This is a genomic window from Ruegeria sp. AM9, from assembly GCF_056540565.1.
Window position 1 is genome coordinate 24,902 of record NZ_JBQFWY010000014.1, and the last position, 19,317, is coordinate 44,218.

Here is a 19,317-nt window from a genome sequence, read left to right on the forward strand (position 1 = left end):
TCAATTTTCACTCGGACACGCGGGAAAACTCCAAAAACATGTAAGGCTGAATGTTTTCACAAGGCCCAAGGCGAAGCACTTTCGTCACGCCAAGGGCCTTTGCGGTCCGTCCAACCGTGTTGAACACTCCGATATGCTTCTGGAATACGGGATCGGTGTTGAACCTGTCGATCATCCGGTCCGTTATCTCGTGCCGCACACGGAGTTTCAGCTGCGACCCCGACAGATGCCGCTTGATCTGAGACAGGCGAACAAAGTTCAGACTGTTCCAAAGGCCGTGCACGTTGTAGGTGTTTTCGACCCAGTCAATGCGCCGCCGGAACATGCGCCCGGTCGTTGCCTTTGACCCGACGACGGGGATGTTGAAGTGGGGCTCATAGGGAAACCCGTAATTGGGGCACAGCACCAGGCACCGCCCTTTGGGTTTCAGGAACCGCGGCAACGTATCCAGAAAGTGCCGCCAATCGGGAAGATGCTCCAGCACATTGACCAGATAGACCAGATCATAGGCTTGTGACGCGTCATACTCCTCGTAAGCCGACCGGTGAATCTGCGCCCCCAACCGCTGGGCGTGTTGCAATACACCTTCCATTGTCTCGAACCCTTCGGCAAAAGGTTCGATCCCTTCCAGAACGATGCCGGGGTTCTTTTGCCCCAGCAACGTCAACAGTATTCCGGCCCCGCAGCCGATCTCAAGCGCGCGGGCACCCGGCGGCAGGGTTGAAACCTCAGGGTCCAGGTTCTGAAAATGGAACCGGGCGGCGCTGAGCCAGATGTCTTTCAGCGGGAAATCGAACCTTGCGAAATCGTCCAGAACCTCATCGATCAAAAAAGGCCTTTCTCGGTGGTTCAACGAATGCATACTGACCCTGACATGGTAAGTTTCGGAAATTGATAGAACAATGTGTTGGAGTGGACCAGCTTCTTATACGATCGCCGCCGTCGGGGTCGTCGCCACCGTAAAAGCAATTCGTCAGGGCGACAGCGCCTTGCTCTGGTCTCCGCTGGTGTATTTCACCGCCATCGAAGTGCTGCAGGGATACTCCTACTCGGTCGAAGGCCAATGTGCCCTGCCCCAGAACCAGGTCGCAACCCTGCTGGCCTATGTGCACATCGCGTTCCAGCCGTTGTTCACCTGCATCCTTGCGCTTTACTTCATCCCCAGCGATGTGCGCCGGATGATCATGCCGGTGGTGCTGGGCGTCGGCGCGCTGACCGGGGCGTATCTGTTGATACAAATTTATCCCTTCGAATGGGCCGGCGCGTGCAGGCCCGGTCGGCTGTTGTGCAGCGACCATCTGTGCGTCAAGCAGGAAAGCTGGCATATCGGCTGGCACTTGCCGCTGAATGACCTGGGCGAACGGCTGCCCGCCACGATATTCGGCCGACAATACGATCTGAATTTCCCAGTCTACTTCACCGTGATGTTCATACTTCCGGCCCTGTTCGGAGCCTGGAAAGTTGCCGGTTTTCAGCTGATGATCGGACCGACGCTGGCCTGGGCCACGGCATCCAGCCCCACGGAAATGCCTGCGATCTGGTGCCTGTTTTCGCTGGGGATCGTGATGACAATTGTCTTCACGCCATTGCGGGAGTTTCTGTTCGTGAAGTCCTGGCCTTTGTGGGATGTGCTGCGCAGGGTGAACGGTAGATATAAAAGAACACTCTAGAAACCGAACAACCCGTTCACCCGCGCATCACCATTTCTCCTCTCACTCGTGCTTGCGATCTGAATGCGTTCAATACTGAACATTCTGACCCCCCTCGCGCATTTGAGAGTCGAAAACCCGAACCGACACCGGCCTACGCCGTGTCTTCCTCAGCCAGTTGATAAAGGACCCACTCTTCCGACAGCCCCTTCAATGTCTTCGGCCCCACCTTGGAGAAATCCAGACCTGATCCAAGAACCAGATCTCGGACGGTGCTGGACACCCAGACATGTCCACCCGGCGTGAGGCTGAGAACACGGGCCGTAATTGCAATCGCGATCCCGGTCACGTCGTTCACGGTGCGCAGACACTCGCCCGCGTGAATCCCGGTGCGGATCTTGAGGCCGGACTTACTTGCCTCGGCCTGAAACTCACGGGCACATGCAATCGCGGCGCTGGGTCTTGGGAAGGCGGCCAGCAGCCCATCGCCCATCAGCTTGATCAGCGTGCCATCGTGCCGGGCAACAGTCCGAATTGCGGCCGCATCAAGGCAATCCATGATGTCCCGCCATTTCGCGTCGCCAAGGCGTGCGATTATTTCGGTCGAGTTCACAACGTCAGTCATCATGATCGTGATCAGAAGACTGTCGTTTTCACTGTCGTCTGCGTTACGCGAAATATTCTCTTGGAAAGTTTGGTCGATCAGGTTGCCCTGATCCGACTGGGCCTTGCCGGGCCGGGTCGGGAATCTCTTTACAACCGCCGGATCGTCTCTGGTCATGTCGAGAACACCCATAGAACCAAGGTTCTTCCAGGGGCTCAGCGGTTCAGGCATTTCGGGATAATCAACAGGTTCAATTATTGAAAACGATGTGTTCAGCATTTGTGCACCACCAAATAAGGTATTTGCACCGCAGGCTACTTGCATATTGTCAACAAGCCGCGATGCAAATGTTAATGAAGTGTTAACAGCGGCTGGTTTAGCGCACGCTAGGCTTGTGCTTCACGGGATACATATTCCAAAAAGAGGTTAGAGCACAGCGGGCCGCGACGTCCATCCATGTGAAATCGCGTATCGAAACAGAGTGTTGGGGACTGAACTTTGAAAAAGCTGAATGTACTGTTGGTAGAAGATGATCCGTCACTGCTTGCTTTGACGTCCGCACTTCTCAAGCCTCATTTCAGCGTCCTGCAGGCCTCGAACGTGGCAGATGCCCGCGCGATCCTGGCCTCAAAACCGGTGGATATCGCCCTGCTTGATCTTGGGCTGCCGGACGAAGACGGCCTGGTGCTGGCACGTTCGATGCGGGCGAAATCGGCGCAGCCCCCCATCATTTTCGTGTCCTCTCGGGACAGTGCCAGCGACAAGATCAGCGGGCTGGACATCGGGGGTGACGACTACCTGACCAAACCCTTTGATCCGGACGAGCTTTTGTCGCGCATCAACGCAGTTCTGCGGCGGACGAACGCCCATGCATCGGCACCGCGCCGGGAAACCCGCGTGCGTCTGGGGGACGTTGAAATTGACCTCGACACACGACAAGTGTGGAACGAGAGGCTGGAAACGACCCCGTTCACCCGCGCTGAATTTGATGTGCTGATGGCGATCGTCAACGCAAACGGGCGGGTGTTGTCCCGCGCGGTCCTGTTGGATGCTGTTGCCCTGTCGCCGGATCATGATGCCGGAGAGCGTACAATCGACGCGCTGGTCGCCAAAATCCGGAAAAAGCTGTCCAGCGGGCGCGACGGACCCAAAATCATCTCAACCGTTCATGGCGTCGGCTATCGGCTGGGGCTGGTGCGAAGTTGAAACCGCGCGCCTACATATACGACGAACCTATCAACGCGGTTACCCAGAATTTCGTAGATAAGACCGTCGAGGGCAAATACCGCGAGTGGTATTTCGAATCCACGCGTGGCCAATTCCGGACGGCCTTGTTGTTCGGGGCGTCGTTCTACGTCGTTTACGCTATTCTTGAAGTCTTCGTTCTGAATGGGCGTTCATTCTCGGGACAGGATCTGGCGGTCTGGGGCGCCAGACTGTTCATCATCTCGTTTATCTTTGGACTTTTCTTTTTCTCTCACAAGCTGCCGGCGCGTACGCTGCCCATCATCATTTCGGTCGGCTGGACCATGATGTATCTGGCGATCTGGGCTGCGTTTGCGTTTTCCGGCGACCATGCGTCCAAAGACTTCCTGTACCGTTTTGCTCTGATTAGCTTGGCGGGAACGGTCTTTCTGCCCTTTGTCTTTTCACATTCGGCCGCACTGCAACTTATGCTTTTTATCCCGGTCTCCTACTATCTGGTGTTTGATAACTCCGGCAGCGGCATCGATACCTGGATCGGGCCATCTTTTGTCTTGTGCTCGACTGTTCTGATTGGCCTTTATGCCAAGTTCTTCTCGGAAAGGACGTTGCGGGCGAACTTTGTTCAAAGCGTCTATCTTGAAAAGGCGCGCAACGACGCGGAAAAGGCGAATGAAGCAAAATCGCAGTTTCTGGCGACCGCAAGCCATGAACTTCGCACGCCGCTGAACGGCATCGTCGGGAATATCCGGCTGATCAAACTGACGCCGCAAGACCGCGCGTCGCTGGATCAGAGGCTGGACGAAATCGAACGGTCCAGCCTGGCGATGAGAAACCTCATCGATGACGTTCTGAACATCGCAAGGCTTGAGGAAAAAGCCGAAGACCACGAATTTCAGACCTTTAACCTGTCTGAAATCCTTCAGGATCTTGAGGCCGTACTGCGCCCGCTGGCCCGTTCGAAAAATCTGCAATTGATCATCCCTCAGTTCGACGATGGGGTTTACCTGAGCGGCAACAGCGGACATCTGAGGCACATCTTGCTGAACTTGCTCGGCAATGCGGTGAAATTCACCCACGAGGGTTCGGTGACATTGTCGTTCGAGCAATCGAAACAGTCCGTGGCCTTCACGGTCAGCGACACCGGGATCGGTGTCCCCGAAGATCAGGTTGCCAGTATTTTTGAACCCTTCACGCAGGCGTCAAACATAGATTCCCGCAAAATTGGCGGAACCGGGCTGGGGCTTTCCATCGTGCGCGGGCTTGTGACCTCGCTGGAAGGGCAGGTTTCCGTGAAAAGCAGCCTGGGCGAAGGCACGGTTTTCCGGGTGAAAGTCCCGTTTCAGGCCGCCCCGGCTCCCTCGCCGCAATCCGAGGCATCAGGCATGGCCATCACCGTGGGAACACAGCAGAACGTCCTGATTGTCGAAGACGATCCCACCAGCATGGAAATCCTCAAAAGCCTGCTGGAGCGAGATGGCCATGAGGTCACTGCGGCCGCAAATGGCCGTGACGCAAAAGAGCTGTTTCGGCCAGACGACGTTGATTGCATCCTGACCGATATCCGCCTTCCCGATACAACAGGTGTGCAACTGGCGCGCGACCTCAAAAGGATTGCCAAGGCCAAGCAGCCCGAAAAGACGATAGCGACCATAGCCGTCACTGCAAACGTGATGCCCGAAGACCTAGATGAATATACGGCAGCGGGGTTCGACGCCGTCGTCTCCAAGCCGCTGGACGAACGTGTTCTGTACGGCGCGATCCGGGCGTCGATAGGCAAACACCCCTCGGACAGGCCATACGTGTCCAAGGGGTCAGAAGCCACCAAAGCGCGCCTCAGCAAATTCCTGAGCGGTGAAGAAATGGAACAGGTCTTTCTGGCGTTCAGAGAGTCATTGGAAGATTGCCACTCGCAGCTTGAAAAAGCTCAGAAACAGGGTGATCGGGATCGGATAGAGTTTCTGGTTCACCGGGTATATGGCAGCGTATCGAGCTTTGGTGAAACCGAGCTTGCAAACATGGCAAAATCGGTCGAGACGCTTTTGCAAAGTGGCACGGAAAACTATGGCGTCGAGTTGAAAGAGCTGATCGATTCATGTGGGGCCGTGTTGAAAGGCCTCAAAAAACGAACGGCTTAACGGGTCGCGCTCTTCCATTCGGGACTTGAGCACAACAGACAAATTCGGCGGCGGATCTGCCGAAATTGGCAACCCGGATTATTCAATCGCTTCAAAACAGTTTTCTACTCAGGATGAAGGCGCTGCACGCATCCGCCAGCTCCTGAAACCGTGGTTTTTCCTTGACGTACAGATAGACCTGCCGTTTGTCCGGCAGGTCCGACAGGGCGCGAAATGCAGTGGTTTCGGGAAGAAAACGCGCGACTGTCTGGGGGAGCACGGTCACCCACTTGCCGGTTCTGACCATGGTAATCAGCGAATGCGTGTTGTGAATGGTAACGTCGGCATCTGCGATTGCCTGCACGAATTTCGGTGTCTGGATAAGATCACACAAGGCATTCCGAACAAATGCGGCGGCCATCACATCATCCAGAGTCGGCGGCGTTGGTCGTGTGATAAGCGGATGGTCAGACGCGCATACAAGCCCGAACTGATCCTCGAACAGGGGCACGGCCTTGATACCTTTCAACGGATGAAAACCCGAGGCAATTCCGATATCCGCTTTGCCGTCCACAAGCGAATCCAGCACCTGTTGCGTATCCGTGTCCCGCAATTCGACCTTCAAGCCTGGAAAACGATGGGTCAGATATTCCAGAACCGAGGGAAAAACCAACGCGGCGACCGAGGGAACCGACACGATGCGCATCAGGCCGTGGGCGGCATCCGCCGCCGCTTCGATGGACTGCACTGTCTGATCAAACTGACGAACCTGTTTCAGGGACATTTCAAACACCTGCTCTCCCAGGGCAGACAGATGCGTTTTTCGCTCGCCTGCAAACAGCTTTTTGCCCAAGTGGGTCTCGAACTGCTTCAGCATCATCGAAACGGCCGATTGTGTGCGCCCCAAGCGATCGGCCGCCTCGGTCAGGTTGCCTGTTTGTGCGACCGTGCAAAAGCAGCGCAGCATTTCGATCTTAATTGCCATCCTTCAATTTTCCTGAAGTTTTGTTCAATTATTTGAGTTTGACTGATGCCGATTGCAAAGTCCATTCTCTGCCAGACTAATTTTGATGTGGGGCCTGTTGTGACCAATCTGAACCTGATCGCTGGCGAATGGCTGGCTGGCGAAAGCGAGATCGAAAACCGCAATCCGTCGGATCTGAGCGACCTGATCGGCCAATTCGCTCAGGCCAGTGCGGATCAGCTTGAGGCGACTTTGGATCAGGCGCGTATCGCGCAGGCTGAATGGGCGGCATACGGGCTTGAGCGCAAGCAGGCGGTACTGATGAACATCGGCACCGAACTGATGGCCCGCGCCGAAGAGCTTGGCACCCTGCTCAGCCGGGAAGAGGGTAAACCGCTGGCCGAAGGCAAAGGCGAAGTCTACCGCGCCGGGCAGTTCTTCACCTATTACGCTGCCGAATGCCTGCGCCAGATCGGTGAAAACGCCGACTCGGTGCGTCCGGATATCGAAATCGACGTGCGCCGCGAGGCTGTTGGGGTGGTTGCCGTCATCAGCCCGTGGAACTTTCCAACCGCCACGGCGTCGTGGAAGATTGCTCCGGCGCTGTGCTACGGCAATGCGGTGGTCTGGAAACCCGCCAACATCACGCCGGCTTCGGCTGTCGCCCTGACCGAGATCATCAGCCGTCAGGACATCCCCAAAGGCCTGTTCAGCCTTGTCATGGGATCGGGCCGCTCCATCGGGCAGCGGCTGGTGGAAAGCCCCAAGGTCAACGCCATCTCGTTCACCGGTTCGGTGCCGGTCGGCAAGGGCATTGCTGCGGCCGCCATTCAGAACCTGACCAAGGTGCAGATGGAGATGGGATCGAAAAACGCGCTGGCCGTGATGGACGACGCCGATCTGGACCTTGCTGTCTCGCTGGCGCTGGGGGGTGCATTCGGGGGGACCGGTCAGAAATGTACCGCGTCATCACGGCTGGTGGTTCATGCCGCCGTTCACGATGCCTTTGTTGAAAAACTGGTGGCCGGTACTCAAGCGATGAAGGTCGGCCACGCGCTGGCCGAGGGTACCCAGATGGGGCCGGTAGTCAGCGCACAGCAGCTGGCCGAAAATCTGGCCTATGTCGATCTGGGCAAGTCCGAAGGGGCGGAACTGGCCTGCGGCGGCCTGCGATTGGACATGCCTCAGGATGGGTATTACATGAGCCCCGGCGTGTTTCTGAACACAACCAACGACATGCGCATCAACCGCGAAGAGATGTTCGCGCCGCTGACCTCGGTCATCAAAGTCGGCAGCTATGATGAGGCGCTGGCAACGGTCAACGACACCAATTTCGGCCTGACCTCAGGCATCGTCACGCAAAGCCTGGCGCGCGCCACGCATTTCCGCCGCAACGCTCGCACCGGGGTCGTGACGGTGAACCTGCCCACCGCCGGCACCGACTATCACGTGCCCTTTGGCGGACGCGGCGACAGCTCTTACGGCCCGCGGGAACAGGGTAAGGCCGCGGCCGAGTTCTACACGACGGTCAAAACCGCCTACATCTCTGCCGGAAAGCCGATGTGATGCGGATTGACGGGCTGCAATATGCCAATTGGTCCGAAAATATCTTTCGGCAACTGCGCGAAGGGGGCGTCGACGCAATCCATGTCACCATCGCCTATCATGAGAACTTCCGCGAAACGGTCCTAAACTTTGAAAAGTGGAACCGCTGGTTCGAGCAATACCCCGATCTGATTATGAAAGGCCAATGGGCCAGCGACATCGACAAGGCGCGCGAAACCGGGCGCACGGCTGTTTTCTTCGGCTTCCAGAACCCCTCGCCCATCGAGGATGATATCGGGTTGATCGAAATCGTGCACACGTTGGGCGCACGGTTCATGCAACTGACCTATAACAATCAATCCCTGCTGGCCACGGGCTGCTATGAGGCCGAAGATACCGGCATCACCCGCATGGGCCGTCAGGTGATCAGGGAGATGAACCGGGTCGGTCTGGTCGTGGACATGAGCCACTCGGCCGACCGGTCCACCATCGAAGCGGCTGAACTGTCCGAACGCCCGATCGCCATCACCCACGCGAACCCGTACGAATGGTCGCCCGCCCTGCGCAACAAGCGGGATGCGGTGATCCGGGCGGTGACCGAAAACGGTGGGATGTTAGGCTTTTCGGTCTATCCTCATCACCTGAAAGACAAGTCGGACTGCACCTTGGACAGCTTTTGCGAGATGATCGCCCGCACGGCCGAGAAGTACGGCGCAGAGCATCTCGGGATTGGCACGGATTTGTGTCAGGATCAGCCCGACAGCGTTGTCGAATGGATGCGGGTGGGGCGTTGGTCCAAACAGATCGACTATGGCGAGGGATCGGCCAGCAACCCGGGCTTCCCTGCGATGCCGTCCTGGTTCCGGGACAACCGCGACTTTGGGAACATCGAACAAGGGTTGCGCGCGACCGGTCTGAATGATGACGAAGTGGCCGGGATCATGGGAGGAAACTGGTACAGGTTCTTTGCCGAAAACTTCGTTGCCCGGGGGTAACCGAATGGAAACACAGGCGCAGATTCACATCGACCGACGCGACCCGGCCACTGTCATGCGGCTGTCGCGGCTGGGGTCCTTGCACCAGTGTCGGCTAAGCTTCATGCGGCAGCTGACCCGCCGCATGGCGCGGGAAAACTGGTCCTTTTCACGCCCGGTATTTGACATTGACGCCCAAGGCGTCGGGACAGCGGTCTATACCGCCCACGGCCCGGACAGGGCGTATTCGCTGGTTGCCTTCGCCCACGACCTGCCATCCGAAAAACGCTCGGACCGGGTGATTGCCGACGCCTGGGACGCCACCTTCGCCTTGTTTGACGGTATCCCGACCGAGGCTGATATCCAGCGTCTTTCCAAGAACGTCCCCCTGCAGGAAGCCGGGCGCGTCAGTGAATCCGAGCTGTCCCTGTCCCGCGCCAACCGTTCGGTCAGGTTGTGGGAACATGTCGTTGAGGCGCTGGCCTCAGGGCAGCAACCGGATGTGCAGCAAATCTATCAGGTCGGCTACCTGATGCGTACGACCGCCGTTTACGGTTCGGGCAAGTTCGGTGCAGCGGATCGAGAGAAAATCGCGAACCGTCCGGAAACCAGTGCCCCCTTTCAGGCCGAGATGCTGTCGGTGTTTCTCACCCGCGCCTTCGTCCGAGATCTGGTGCAGCATATGGCCAACGCCAAGGGCGGCGATCAGGCCGCAAAACTGGACCCCGACATTGCCCATTGGCTGGGCATCGGCAACTCCACCGGCCTCGGTATGGCACCCTTCATCGTCAACCACCCCATTCTGTTCAACAACTGGGTCATGGCGCGGGAAGAGGCGATCTTGCGCGTCCGCGCGGTTGAAACCGCAACTGCGGCTGAGGTCGATCACTTCCGGCAGGTATCTGAACGCAGCCAGCTTTCGATAACGTGGTGGCGGTCCGAACATCCCATACAAATCGAAAAACTGGCGGCTTTGAACGCTGACCTGCAGGCGATCTCGGACTATGTGGATCAGGGCGGTTTGACCGGCAGCCATCCCTGGAACCGGCTGGTGTCCTGGTCGCAAACCGCGCTCAGCGAGGAAGGGCAGGAATATCTCGCCTCGCTGATCCTTGAACCCTACGCTGATCTCGTGGATGGGCTGGCCTCGTGCATGGCCGATGGCAATGCCCGGGCATTTGTGATCGACGGGGCGATGCCGATCAGCGACGTCCGCGACCTGATCCGGAGCGCGTTTGGCTGGGCGCTGGAGATGGATTGGGCATCCCGAGAAAACTGCGCCCGCGCGTGGTATGTGTCCGAAGAGAAACTGGAACCCCGCATGGGCGAACGGTTCGAAGAACCCATCGCGGATTATGAGCAGCCTCTGGCCCCGGCACGGGACGCGGCGGCAGCCCATGCGGAGTTGAGCGGATGGGACGGTGTCCTGCCCATTGCAGAATTCCTGCTGCGTCATCCCGAACACCGCCACACCGTCCGGCGCGCGCAGATGACCCGCACCGCGCCTTATGGCGAAATCCGGGACAATACGATTGGCGCAACGGTTGTGCCTCTGGATATGTTGCGGGCAAAGCTGTCGTTCTTCGGCGCCACTCATTTTGACCCGCGTTCGGATCGATGGGTCCGTATCTGCATGTATGCCGGAGCGCCCTACCCCGAGGAGCTGACATCTGAGAACGCCGATCTTTGGGTCTATCCAGAGGTGCCGGCATGAGTTTCTCACTGAACGAAATGGAGGCAACGGCCAAACGCGCCACCCGCGGGGCCGGATATTCCTGGGGACAAGCAGAAGAGGCGTCAAAAGCGGCGCGATGGCTGTGCGCCCAAGGCTTGGATGGCGCCGGGGCTCTGGCCCGGTTGTTGAAGCTCGGGCTGGCCTCGGACCTTGCCGCACACCGTTCCCGGCAGGTTGATGGCCCTTGGCGGGGCGACGGCGACCTGTGCCCGCTGTCGGCGGGTCCTCTCTTGTCCGACTGCGCCCATCTGCTGAAGACCGGCCCGGTCGAGCTGCAAGCGGTTGTGTCTCCCGCTCTGCTGTTGCCCTTTGCCGCCAATGCGGCACGTATTCTGAAATGCTGCATAAGCATTGAAATCGACGGGGCGCATGCAGTCACAGATGGCGACCATCTGGCAGCCCCCGACACTTTGCCGATCACAGCCCGACGGGTCATCGTTTCGCAGGGCGGTGCGCCCGATGTTCCGCGCAAGCGGTACACACGCGCACGCCCCGCGCCGGATGATTGGGATGTTCTGAACCGTTTTGCCCATCGCACCTATGCCCCCGCAACCGAGGAATCCCGCCTGCTGGGCGCAGGGGCCGGGCTTTCCGACAACGACTGAAAAGAGACCAAAGTGACCGAAACACGGACCCTGACCCTCGCCGAAATAGAAGACTTGTCCTTCCGCGCTCTGGTGGCGGCCGGCACATCCGAAGGCAACGCCCGCCCGCTGGCGCAAGCAACCGCTGCGACCGAGGCGGACGGCGTCGCCAGCCACGGCTTGGCCTATATCCCGATCTATTGTGAGCATGTGCAATGCGGCAAGGTCGACGGGGTCGCAAAACCTGTACTGTCACACCCCCGGCCGGGCGTAGTGAACGTTGATGCCGCAACCGGCTTTGCCCATTCCGCCATTGATCTGGGATTTGACACTCTGATCCCGGCCGCGCGGGAACAAGGCGTCGCGGTTCTTGCCATCAAAAACAGCTACAATTGCGGTGTTCTGGGCTATCATACCTACAGGCTTGCCCAAGCCGGACTGGTCGCGATGGGGTTTACCAACGCGCCGGCCTCGATTGCCCCGTCCGGTGGCTCGAAACCCGTCGTGGGCACCAATCCATTCTCTGTCGCAGTCCCCGGAACCGATGGTCAGCCCGCCTTGCTGATCGATCAAAGCGCCAGCACGATTGCCAAGAGCGAGGTCATGAAACATGCACGCGAAGGCAAGCCGATCCCGGTTGGCTGGGCGTTGGACGCAGACGGCAACCCGACCACCGATCCCGAGGTCGGCCTTAAGGGATCAATGGCCCCATCGGGCGGATATAAAGGCGTCGGCGTCGCGCTGCTGGTCGAGGTTTTGGCCGCCGCGCTGACCGGGGCCACGTTGGGCATCAATGCCTCGCCGTTTTCGGGCACTGCAGGCGGCCCGCCGAAAACCGGCCAGTTCTTCATAGCCATAGATCCCGAGGCAACCGCCAGCGGATCGTTCGAGACGGGCATCGCCAGCCTGATCGAGGCCATCCGTTTTCAGGACGGGGCGCATCTGCCCGGCGATGGTCGCCGGGACAAACGTCTGGCAGCCCGCAAAAGTGGTGTGGCGGTGAACACGGCGACGCTGTCCAGGATTGACGCGCTCTTGGGCTAGATGATTGATGCGGTCCTAAGCCTGCAACAGTTTTCGCATAGGGCGCTAAAAACGGAGCTTTACCTTGTCTTTAAACGTCAACGTGGCACCATTTGCAGCCAACACCAACCCAAACGCCCCGCAGCGGTTTGGTCAGCGATACAACGCTGAGGAATTTCTGCCAGAGGCGGGCAATACCGTTGTCCGCCATCTTGATTTCGATGCCCCAGCTCACGAGGCCGTGCTGGACGCGCGCAGAAGAATGATGGCACTGCCGGAAGCCAAACGCTTTCTTTTCACCCCTGTCGAGAGCCTGCACATGACGGTGTTCGAAGGCGTTATCGAAACCCGCCGCACAGCGGACACCTGGCCCCGTGATCTTGACCGCAATGCCTCTGTGGTCAGCGTCACCGACGCCATGATCGATCGGCTCGCTGATTTTCCAGCGCCACCGGGCTTTGCCGTGCGTGTGGCGGGCATAAGCCCTACGGGTCTTGCACTCAAAGGTGCCACCGAAGAAGACGAGGCAAAGATGCGGGTCTGGCGCGAGGCGCTGACCAAACCATTTGCCTATCGTCACGACGACCACGACGCGTATCAGCACCACATGACCTTTGCCTACCCGATCAACTGGTTACCCGATACCATGCTGCCCGTCTGGCAAGCTGAACTTGGTGCAATCCTTGCAGACCTTGCAGACCTTGCAGATGCCGCGCCTGTCATTCCACTTACCGCCCCTGCCTTTTGTCAGTTTGCCGACATGACACGGTTCGAAGAAATCCGAGTGCTGGAAAGCTGAGCAGCCCATTCGACGGCACACGGACAAAAAGCGTTAGCTTCCTGCCGCTTGCGTCAATCGGCTGTCCACACAGCCAAATGCGCGGGCGCCTGTCGTCAAAGAACATCAGGCCGAACTGGCAAAGAACAACATCAAAAGACCCGTCCGCGAACGGCAGCGCTTAGGCGCGGCCCTCGGTCCAATCGACATCCGGGGTCCGCCTGCGCGCCACGTCGAGCATATCCGGGTTTCGGTCCAGGCCAACGACGCGCCCTGCAGAACCCGCCCTTGTGTGGGCGCCGCGCGTTGTGGCACCGGTGCCGCAGGCAACATCCAGCACGGCACGTTCAGGGGTAATTCTGGCGCGCTCACATAGCCGCCCCGCCCATTCGCCAAACAGGGCCGGTACAAAGAACTCATCGTATATTTCAGCTGCGGATTTCGATACCTGACCCGCAGAAGTGAACCTCTCCAACTGAACTGGTCCATCGTATGTTTAGGAAACGGAGGACCAAGAATGGCGAACAAGCGACCGACGACACCAGCTTCACCTCTAAGCCGGAGACGGCGTTTTTTGCCCGGAACCGAGATCAAAACTTCATGGCGGGTCTTTGCGATATCAATCGCAACCAAAACAGGCCCGCCCTGTGCAATACTAGCATCGGTCATAGTCGATCTCCCTTGCGGTGTGGTTTGTGCAAAACCACTGCAGGGACCTGAGATCCAGCTATGATCACTTGGCGCGCGCCTTTTGGGGACTGCGCAGGCCATCAGGGATTGGATTGCTGCTGTCGGGACTAAGACAGCCTACATCAAACCAGGGAGCCCGTGGGGGAACGGATACTGTGAAAGCTTCAATGGTAGGTTCAGAGACGAGCTGCTCAACGGCGAAATCTTCAATAGCCTGCGCGAAGCACAAATTCTGATCGAACAATGGAGGAGACTACAACACAAAACGCTCCCACAGTGCACTGGCTATCGCCCGCCAGCACCCGAAACCATCATCCCGATGGATCAGAGGCCACGGAAGTACTAACAATCAACTTGAACCAGTCAGATGAGGCTGGTCACAATCATGCTGACCGTGGCCTTTGGCGCTGCAGCGGCGCGTGGGGCAGATGCGGTGGCGGCGCGAGGCCTTCCATCTGGCCGATGTCGAGGACCCAACCACATATGAAGATTCCGATTTCTGGGTCGCTGCCACGGCGCAGAAGGAAATCGCCTGATGTATCGGACCGTCAAAGAATTCCACTTTTCCGCCTCGCACCAGTTGGCCCATCTGCCCGATGATCACCAATGCGCGCGGATGCACGGGCACAACTATGTCGTCGAGGTCGAACTGGCCGCGCCCAACCTGGACGCCGACGGGTTCGCGCGGGATTATGGCGAGCTGAAACCGCTCAAGACCTATATCGACGAAACCTTCGATCATCACCACCTGAACGACGTGATGAACATCCTGACCAAGGCCGAAAACATGGCGCCATTTCTATAACTGGGGCGCCTTCTCGGCCTGTATCAAGGCCGCGCAAGATAGCCCGAAGGTGGTTATGAAAATCGTGATCTTTGACGACACCAATTATGCTTGGGCCCGCGCCGTGGCCGACCGCTATCCGGCGTTGCCTCTCTATCTGCAACCGGGCAATGCCGAGGTCGGCCCCGACCTGCCCGTCGATCCGCAAACCCTTTCGGACCGGTTGCTGTGGCTGGTGGAAAAGGTGGCCGCCGATGGCTGGTTCACGCCACGGGTTTTGCCACAACCACGGCACATTTCACGAGGATTGCACCGTGTCCATCGCCCGCCGCCTGGTTGAATTTCTGGACCCGCGCTGGCTGCGGATCGGCGGCTACTGGTATCCGCGCGGCGGCATTCCGATCGACGTATTCTGGCAGACCAGAGCCACACCCGATCACGTCTGGATTCCCGATCAGGGCGTGCCGCCCTTTCGTGGTCGCGGCTAGGCCGTTACAGAAGCTCCGCGATCGGGGCAGCGTTCCGGCAAATGAACTGGCGCAGCTTTGGAAGCGGGCCATACAACATGCCCAAGCAGGTTTCCGGTCGAGTTACATATCCTCTGCCGGTTGTGTTATTTTGTCACAGAATGATACTTGGCCCCAGATCTGTTCAAACTGAGATTGACGATATGGAACAGTATATTACACATGGTCCAATAGTTTGAGTTTTGGGGCTTAGGTTTTTTATGGACGGCATTTCGTCTTCGCTGGGCATACACCTTATAGCAGATTTTTTCGACTCAAGCGCGCTTTACGATCCCGTCCCCGCCGAAAAAGCCCTGAGACGCGCCGCAAGTGCTGCCAAAGCGCATGTTCTCAAGGTGAACACCCATGATTTCGGGCAACGGGCGGGGTTCACCGGGGTCGCATTGCTGGCCGAGTCGCATATCTCGGTCCACACCTGGCCCGAACACGGGTATGCCGCCGTCGATATCTTCATGTGCGGCGATGCAGAACCACAGCTCAGCCTGGACGTTCTGAAATCCTATTTCAGTCCGCAACGCGTCAATGTGCAATCCATACGTCGCGGCCTGATTGGCCACGCAGCGCATCAGTTCGCTGCGGCGGGTTTCTGAAAGGCGAATGGAAGAACTGCGCAGATGCCCGGTTACGATAGGCCTCATACTAAGCGCGATTGCGGGTTACGCATTGCTGGGTCCGGTCCGGTATTCCGGGCCGATCGTGGATTTTCCCGATCATCTGCTGTTCATGTTTCGGCATGGCAATCTCAGTCACCTGACGCTCAATTGCCTGCTGATCCTTATCGGCGGGAGCTTGACCGAACCCGTTCTGGGCTGGCTCCGGACATTGGCGCTGGCCGCTTTGTTCGCCCTTGCCGGAACAACCGCCGAGCTGTTGTTGGCCGGACCGGGGTTTGTCGGCCTGTCGGGTGTTGCATACGGCCTGGTTTCCTATGGCCTGATCGTCGCAAGCCCGCCGGAACGGCGCGGCTGGACGCTGGCCTTGATCTGCATCGTTCTTGCGGCCGAGTGGCTGTTTCTGCGCCCTCAGATCGCTGTTTTCACCCATATCGCAAGCGCCGTGATCGGCGGAGGACTGGCTATGTTTAGCGCCCTTTTCGGCTCAGGCGGGCCCAAACTCAAACCCATGGAGTGGCGTCACGTCTCGTCCGCCATCCAGATCATCGCGCAGACAGATGAGGATGACGCGACCGAGGCCGAAAGCAAGTTCGTGGACGACGGAACGGACAACATGTTCGTCCTGCAGGACAAGGGCAACGTGATTGGTCTGATCGGCTACTGCCTGGACGAGGATGTGCCGGATGTTGCCTGGCTGTCCTGGACCTATCTGGATCAGGCCCATACCGGAAAGGGCCTAGGCAACCTGATGCTGAACGACCTGCTGGGGAAGCTGGCGCAATTGCAGGTGCGCAAGATCTTCATCGAAACCAGCGACTATGAAGAGTTTGGCAAGAAACTCTATGCCGCCGCGCATAAACTTTATGAAGAGTTTGGTGCCTCGGTCGAATTGACCGTGCCCGGATATCACGGCCCGAACGAGGCCAAGATCGTCTATGGGCTGGAAAACCCCGAGGCGCCCGAAATCCTGCCTGCGGACCCTTCTCCGAATACCGGCCTGTCGATCTTTGAGGTTCACAAAGCCCCCGAAACCGACGACGTGGCGGGCCTGCGCTGGCGCGAAACCAACACCGGGCTGAGCGGTCTGGATCAACAGCTTTCGCTGGCACGCACTCAGAAATACCGCATGGCCGTTCTGGCCATCCCATCCGACCTGTCCGACGCCAATGCGGCGGGCCTGCAAGCGCAGGGTCTGCAAAAATGCGGTGAACTCAAAGAGTTCTACGGCAAAGGCCTGCATCAGACCTGGTGGCGATGCGGACTTGAAAAAACACAGTTTGAAAATCCATAGGAGTATTCAATGTTTGGCAAACTGAAAACGATCGTTATTTTGGGCGTTCTGGGCTTTGCGGCCTATTCGTATTTCCTTGCCCCGAAATCGGAACAGACTGCCGATCTCGGGCAGGTTCTGGACCGCACGGAATTCGCCATCATCCAATATCAAGAGTATCTCGAGGCCAACAGCATCGCCGAAGCCTCTGACGCGCAAGTGGATGAATTCACCGGCTATCTGACGCAGGTGATGAATTCGGAACCGCGTTTTTACGACACTCCTCTGGGTCTGGAAATTCTGTCAGACGCCAAGTTTTCGGGCTATGCCGATCCGAACGCAAACGGCGTCCGCGACACGGGTGAGGGTGAGATTTTCACCATCGAGATCGACGAGGCCAACAACCGCCTGATCGCCACCGACACCACCGGTCAGTCCGCTGGCCTGCGGTTCTCGGGTGCGGGCTTTCTGGCCGGTGCGCTGATTGGCAACCTGATCGGGCGCCAGCGTTCGGCCGGCATCAGCGCCGCCAGCTTCAACAACCGCACGGTGACTCCGCGCACCAGCTATTCGGCCCCGCGCAGTGCCCGCTCGGGCGGTCTGCGCGCCGGGAAGTAAGCGCTGCGCACGCATCACACCCCACTCAGGCCCGGCGCAATAATCGCGCCGGGCTTTCCAGTTTCCCGGATACTTGCATGACCGACACTTTGACACCGCGCTACTCAGACCTGCCGCGCCGGCAGGCCATGGTTCTGCTGGGCGCAATCCTGGTTGTTGCCCTGTGTGGCATTGTCTACGAACTGATCATCGGGACGGTGTCCAGCTACCTGCTGGGCAATTCGGTCTATCAGTTCTCACTGACCATCGGGTTTTTCATGTTCGCCATGGGGGTCGGGTCCTATGTATCCCGCTTTTTCCACGGCAACCTGATCCAGACATTCATCTGGGTCGAGCTGATCCTGGCGCTGATCGGCGGCCTGTGCAGCGTATCGCTGTTCATGCTGTTTCCTTATGCGCCGTGGTTCTACACGGTCGGCATGTTCACCTTCATCTCGTCGATCGGGTTTCTGGTCGGGCTGGAAATACCGCTGCTGATGCGGGTTTTGTCGGAAAGCAGCACCACGCGGGAATCCATCGCCGATGTGCTTTCGCTGGATTATATCGGCGCGCTTGGCGGATCGGTTCTGTTTCCCATCCTGCTGCTGCCGTCCCTTGGACTGATCTCATCCTCGTTCGCCATCGGCCTGACCAACGCCATGGTCGCCCTGCTCAGCGTTCTGTGTTTACGCGACCAGCTGGACGCGCCGAAACGGATGCTGGCCTGCGCAATTGGCACCATTGTCCTGCTGTTCGCGCTGACCTTGCTGGCCGGGCGGATCACCGCCTTTGCGCAGGACCATCTGTATTTTGACCGCATCGTCTGGCGCAAACAGTCGCAATACCAGTCACTTGTGGTCACCAATACATGGCAGAAGAACGACGTGCGCCTCTATATCGACGGCCACCTACAATTCGCCGAAGCGGATGAATACCGCTATCACGAAGCGCTGGTCCACCCCGTTCTGTCCTGGGGCGACAACGACCCGAAATCCGTTCTGGTGCTGGGCGGAGGCGACGGGCTCGCCGTGCGCGAGGTTCTGAAACACCCCAGCGTGGCACGCATCGATCTGGTCGACCTTGATCCCGCGATGACCGATCTGGGGCGCAATCTGGCCCCCATCGCACGCCTGAACGAACACAGCATGGAAGCGTCGGCGCTGAACATCCACAACACCGACGCGTTCAACTATGTCAAATCCACCGACCAGACCTATGACCGGATCATCATCGACTTCCCCGATCCCCATAACGAAGCGCTGTCGAAACTCTACTCGGTCGAGTTCTACGCCATGGTCCAGAGCATTCTGTCCGAGGATGGGGTGCTGGTCACGCAAAGCAGCTCGCCCTTCTTTTCGCCCCACACCTACTGGACGATTTCCGAGACCTTGTCCGAGATTTTCCCACAGGTCGTGAACTATCAGATGTCGATCCCTTCATTCGGGATCTGGGGATACAATCTTGCAGCCAATGATCCGGCCTCGACGCTGGGCGACCTGCCCGAAGGTCTGAAGTTCGTAACCCCTAAGGTCTTCGCAGCCGCCCAGGTGTTCTCCGAGGATTTGCGGCCCAAGCGTGAATTGACCGTCAACTCGATCTTTGATCCGGGCATCTATCACGAATATTCGCGCGACGTATCCGGCTATTGAGGTCAAACCG

17 protein-coding genes and 4 pseudogenes are annotated in these 19,317 nt (G+C 58.3%); 17 read left to right on the top strand and 4 right to left on the bottom strand.

From position 1 onward, the window contains the following. Window positions 1-7: 7 nt before the first annotated feature. Window positions 8-829: a class I SAM-dependent methyltransferase gene (locus ACR0DO_RS17370; RefSeq protein ID WP_480560683.1), complete on the bottom strand. Its 822-nt coding sequence runs from the start codon at window positions 827-829 to the stop codon at window positions 8-10. A gap of 73 nt (window positions 830-902) precedes the next feature. On the opposite strand from ACR0DO_RS17370, the gene ACR0DO_RS17375 reads away from it, so the two are divergent. Then, window positions 903-1,670: a DUF5765 domain-containing protein gene (locus tag ACR0DO_RS17375; protein WP_480560685.1), complete on the top strand. Its 768-nt coding sequence runs from the start codon at window positions 903-905 to the stop codon at window positions 1,668-1,670. Between the two features lie 133 nt (window positions 1,671-1,803). Here ACR0DO_RS17375 and ACR0DO_RS17380 read toward each other — a convergent pair whose 3' ends face one another. Further along, window positions 1,804-2,484: an adenylate/guanylate cyclase domain-containing protein gene (locus ACR0DO_RS17380; RefSeq protein WP_480560687.1), complete on the bottom strand. Its 681-nt coding sequence runs from the start codon at window positions 2,482-2,484 to the stop codon at window positions 1,804-1,806. A gap of 288 nt (window positions 2,485-2,772) precedes the next feature. Here ACR0DO_RS17380 and ACR0DO_RS17385 point away from each other — a divergent pair, with 288 nt between their 5' ends. Beyond that, window positions 2,773-3,459: a response regulator transcription factor gene (locus ACR0DO_RS17385; RefSeq protein ID WP_480560745.1), complete on the top strand. Its 687-nt coding sequence runs from the start codon at window positions 2,773-2,775 to the stop codon at window positions 3,457-3,459. Continuing rightward, window positions 3,456-5,594, top strand: coding sequence for an ATP-binding protein (locus tag ACR0DO_RS17390; protein WP_170448767.1), 2,139 nt, complete (start codon window positions 3,456-3,458; stop codon window positions 5,592-5,594). Before ACR0DO_RS17385 ends, ACR0DO_RS17390 begins: the two co-directional genes overlap by 4 nt. A gap of 91 nt (window positions 5,595-5,685) precedes the next feature. Here the strand turns inward: ACR0DO_RS17390 and ACR0DO_RS17395 are convergent, their stop codons facing one another. Next, entirely contained in the window at window positions 5,686-6,558 is an 873-nt protein-coding gene (locus ACR0DO_RS17395; protein WP_480560689.1) for a LysR family transcriptional regulator, read from the bottom strand. Between the two features lie 45 nt (window positions 6,559-6,603). On the opposite strand from ACR0DO_RS17395, the gene ACR0DO_RS17400 reads away from it, so the two are divergent. The 6 genes from ACR0DO_RS17400 (at window position 6,604) to ACR0DO_RS17425 (ending at window position 13,197) form a co-directional block, all read left to right on the top strand. Next, the gene (locus ACR0DO_RS17400) at window positions 6,604-8,103 is read left to right on the top strand and encodes an aldehyde dehydrogenase family protein (RefSeq protein ID WP_480560691.1); all 1,500 of its coding nucleotides are present in this window, start codon (window positions 6,604-6,606) and stop codon (window positions 8,101-8,103) included. After that, window positions 8,103-9,077: a membrane dipeptidase gene (locus ACR0DO_RS17405; protein ID WP_480560747.1), complete on the top strand. Its 975-nt coding sequence runs from the start codon at window positions 8,103-8,105 to the stop codon at window positions 9,075-9,077. Before ACR0DO_RS17400 ends, ACR0DO_RS17405 begins: the two co-directional genes overlap by 1 nt. 4 nt (window positions 9,078-9,081) lie before the next feature. Continuing rightward, entirely contained in the window at window positions 9,082-10,770 is a 1,689-nt protein-coding gene (locus tag ACR0DO_RS17410; protein WP_480560693.1) for a hypothetical protein, read from the top strand. Then, complete coding sequence (locus ACR0DO_RS17415; RefSeq protein ID WP_480560695.1) at window positions 10,767-11,396, top strand: DUF3726 domain-containing protein; 630 nt, start codon at window positions 10,767-10,769, stop codon at window positions 11,394-11,396. Before ACR0DO_RS17410 ends, ACR0DO_RS17415 begins: the two co-directional genes overlap by 4 nt. A gap of 12 nt (window positions 11,397-11,408) precedes the next feature. Next, the gene (locus ACR0DO_RS17420; protein ID WP_480560697.1) at window positions 11,409-12,419 is read left to right on the top strand and encodes an Ldh family oxidoreductase; all 1,011 of its coding nucleotides are present in this window, start codon (window positions 11,409-11,411) and stop codon (window positions 12,417-12,419) included. An 82-nt stretch (window positions 12,420-12,501) separates the two neighbouring features. Beyond that, window positions 12,502-13,197, top strand: a complete 696-nt coding sequence (locus ACR0DO_RS17425) for a DUF1868 domain-containing protein (RefSeq protein WP_480560699.1) — start codon at window positions 12,502-12,504, stop codon at window positions 13,195-13,197. Here the strand turns inward: ACR0DO_RS17425 and ACR0DO_RS17430 are convergent. Further along, window positions 13,127-13,651, bottom strand: a pseudogene (locus ACR0DO_RS17430) (class I SAM-dependent methyltransferase). The gene ACR0DO_RS17425 and the pseudogene ACR0DO_RS17430 overlap by 71 nt on opposite strands. Before the next feature lie 285 nt (window positions 13,652-13,936). On the opposite strand from ACR0DO_RS17430, the pseudogene ACR0DO_RS17435 reads away from it, so the two are divergent. The 8 genes and pseudogenes from ACR0DO_RS17435 to ACR0DO_RS17470 all read left to right on the top strand — a co-directional run. Next, window positions 13,937-14,185 (top strand): annotated as a pseudogene (locus ACR0DO_RS17435) (integrase core domain-containing protein); the annotation flags it as partial. Between the two features lie 216 nt (window positions 14,186-14,401). Further along, window positions 14,402-14,675, top strand: a pseudogene (locus tag ACR0DO_RS17440) (6-pyruvoyl trahydropterin synthase family protein); the annotation flags it as partial. Window positions 14,676-14,726: 51 nt separating this feature from the next. After that, window positions 14,727-14,990: a hypothetical protein gene (locus tag ACR0DO_RS17445; protein ID WP_480560748.1), complete on the top strand. Its 264-nt coding sequence runs from the start codon at window positions 14,727-14,729 to the stop codon at window positions 14,988-14,990. Next, window positions 14,935-15,138, top strand: a pseudogene (locus ACR0DO_RS17450) (preQ(1) synthase); the annotation flags it as partial. The gene ACR0DO_RS17445 and the pseudogene ACR0DO_RS17450, both read left to right, overlap by 56 nt. Before the next feature lie 239 nt (window positions 15,139-15,377). Further along, the gene (gene speD, locus ACR0DO_RS17455) at window positions 15,378-15,767 is read left to right on the top strand and encodes an adenosylmethionine decarboxylase (protein WP_480560701.1); all 390 of its coding nucleotides are present in this window, start codon (window positions 15,378-15,380) and stop codon (window positions 15,765-15,767) included. Window positions 15,768-15,774: 7 nt separating this feature from the next. Beyond that, complete coding sequence (locus tag ACR0DO_RS17460) at window positions 15,775-17,082, top strand: rhomboid family intramembrane serine protease (protein WP_480560703.1); 1,308 nt, start codon at window positions 15,775-15,777, stop codon at window positions 17,080-17,082. 9 nt (window positions 17,083-17,091) lie between these two features. Next, entirely contained in the window at window positions 17,092-17,679 is a 588-nt protein-coding gene (locus ACR0DO_RS17465) for a hypothetical protein (protein WP_480560705.1), read from the top strand. A gap of 77 nt (window positions 17,680-17,756) precedes the next feature. Then, window positions 17,757-19,307, top strand: a complete 1,551-nt coding sequence (locus ACR0DO_RS17470) for a polyamine aminopropyltransferase (protein WP_480560707.1) — start codon at window positions 17,757-17,759, stop codon at window positions 19,305-19,307. Window positions 19,308-19,317: the final 10 nt, after the last annotated feature.

Excerpts from the sequence above, each read along its gene's own strand:
- ACR0DO_RS17375 (WP_480560685.1), top strand. The coding sequence starts at position 903 with ATGTGTTGGAGTGGACCAGCTTCTTATACGATCGCCGCCGTCGGGGTC.
- ACR0DO_RS17395 (WP_480560689.1), bottom strand. The coding sequence starts at position 6,558 with ATGGCAATTAAGATCGAAATGCTGCGCTGCTTTTGCACGGTCGCACAA.
- ACR0DO_RS17460 (WP_480560703.1), top strand. The coding sequence starts at position 15,775 with ATGGAAGAACTGCGCAGATGCCCGGTTACGATAGGCCTCATACTAAGC.
- ACR0DO_RS17445 (WP_480560748.1), top strand. The coding sequence starts at position 14,727 with ATGAAAATCGTGATCTTTGACGACACCAATTATGCTTGGGCCCGCGCC.
- ACR0DO_RS17470 (WP_480560707.1), top strand. The coding sequence starts at position 17,757 with ATGACCGACACTTTGACACCGCGCTACTCAGACCTGCCGCGCCGGCAG.
- speD (WP_480560701.1), top strand. The coding sequence starts at position 15,378 with ATGGACGGCATTTCGTCTTCGCTGGGCATACACCTTATAGCAGATTTT.
- ACR0DO_RS17400 (WP_480560691.1), top strand. The coding sequence starts at position 6,604 with ATGCCGATTGCAAAGTCCATTCTCTGCCAGACTAATTTTGATGTGGGG.
- ACR0DO_RS17465 (WP_480560705.1), top strand. The coding sequence starts at position 17,092 with ATGTTTGGCAAACTGAAAACGATCGTTATTTTGGGCGTTCTGGGCTTT.
- ACR0DO_RS17380 (WP_480560687.1), bottom strand. The coding sequence starts at position 2,484 with ATGCCTGAACCGCTGAGCCCCTGGAAGAACCTTGGTTCTATGGGTGTT.
- ACR0DO_RS17405 (WP_480560747.1), top strand. The coding sequence starts at position 8,103 with ATGCGGATTGACGGGCTGCAATATGCCAATTGGTCCGAAAATATCTTT.
- ACR0DO_RS17415 (WP_480560695.1), top strand. The coding sequence starts at position 10,767 with ATGAGTTTCTCACTGAACGAAATGGAGGCAACGGCCAAACGCGCCACC.
- ACR0DO_RS17410 (WP_480560693.1), top strand. The coding sequence starts at position 9,082 with ATGGAAACACAGGCGCAGATTCACATCGACCGACGCGACCCGGCCACT.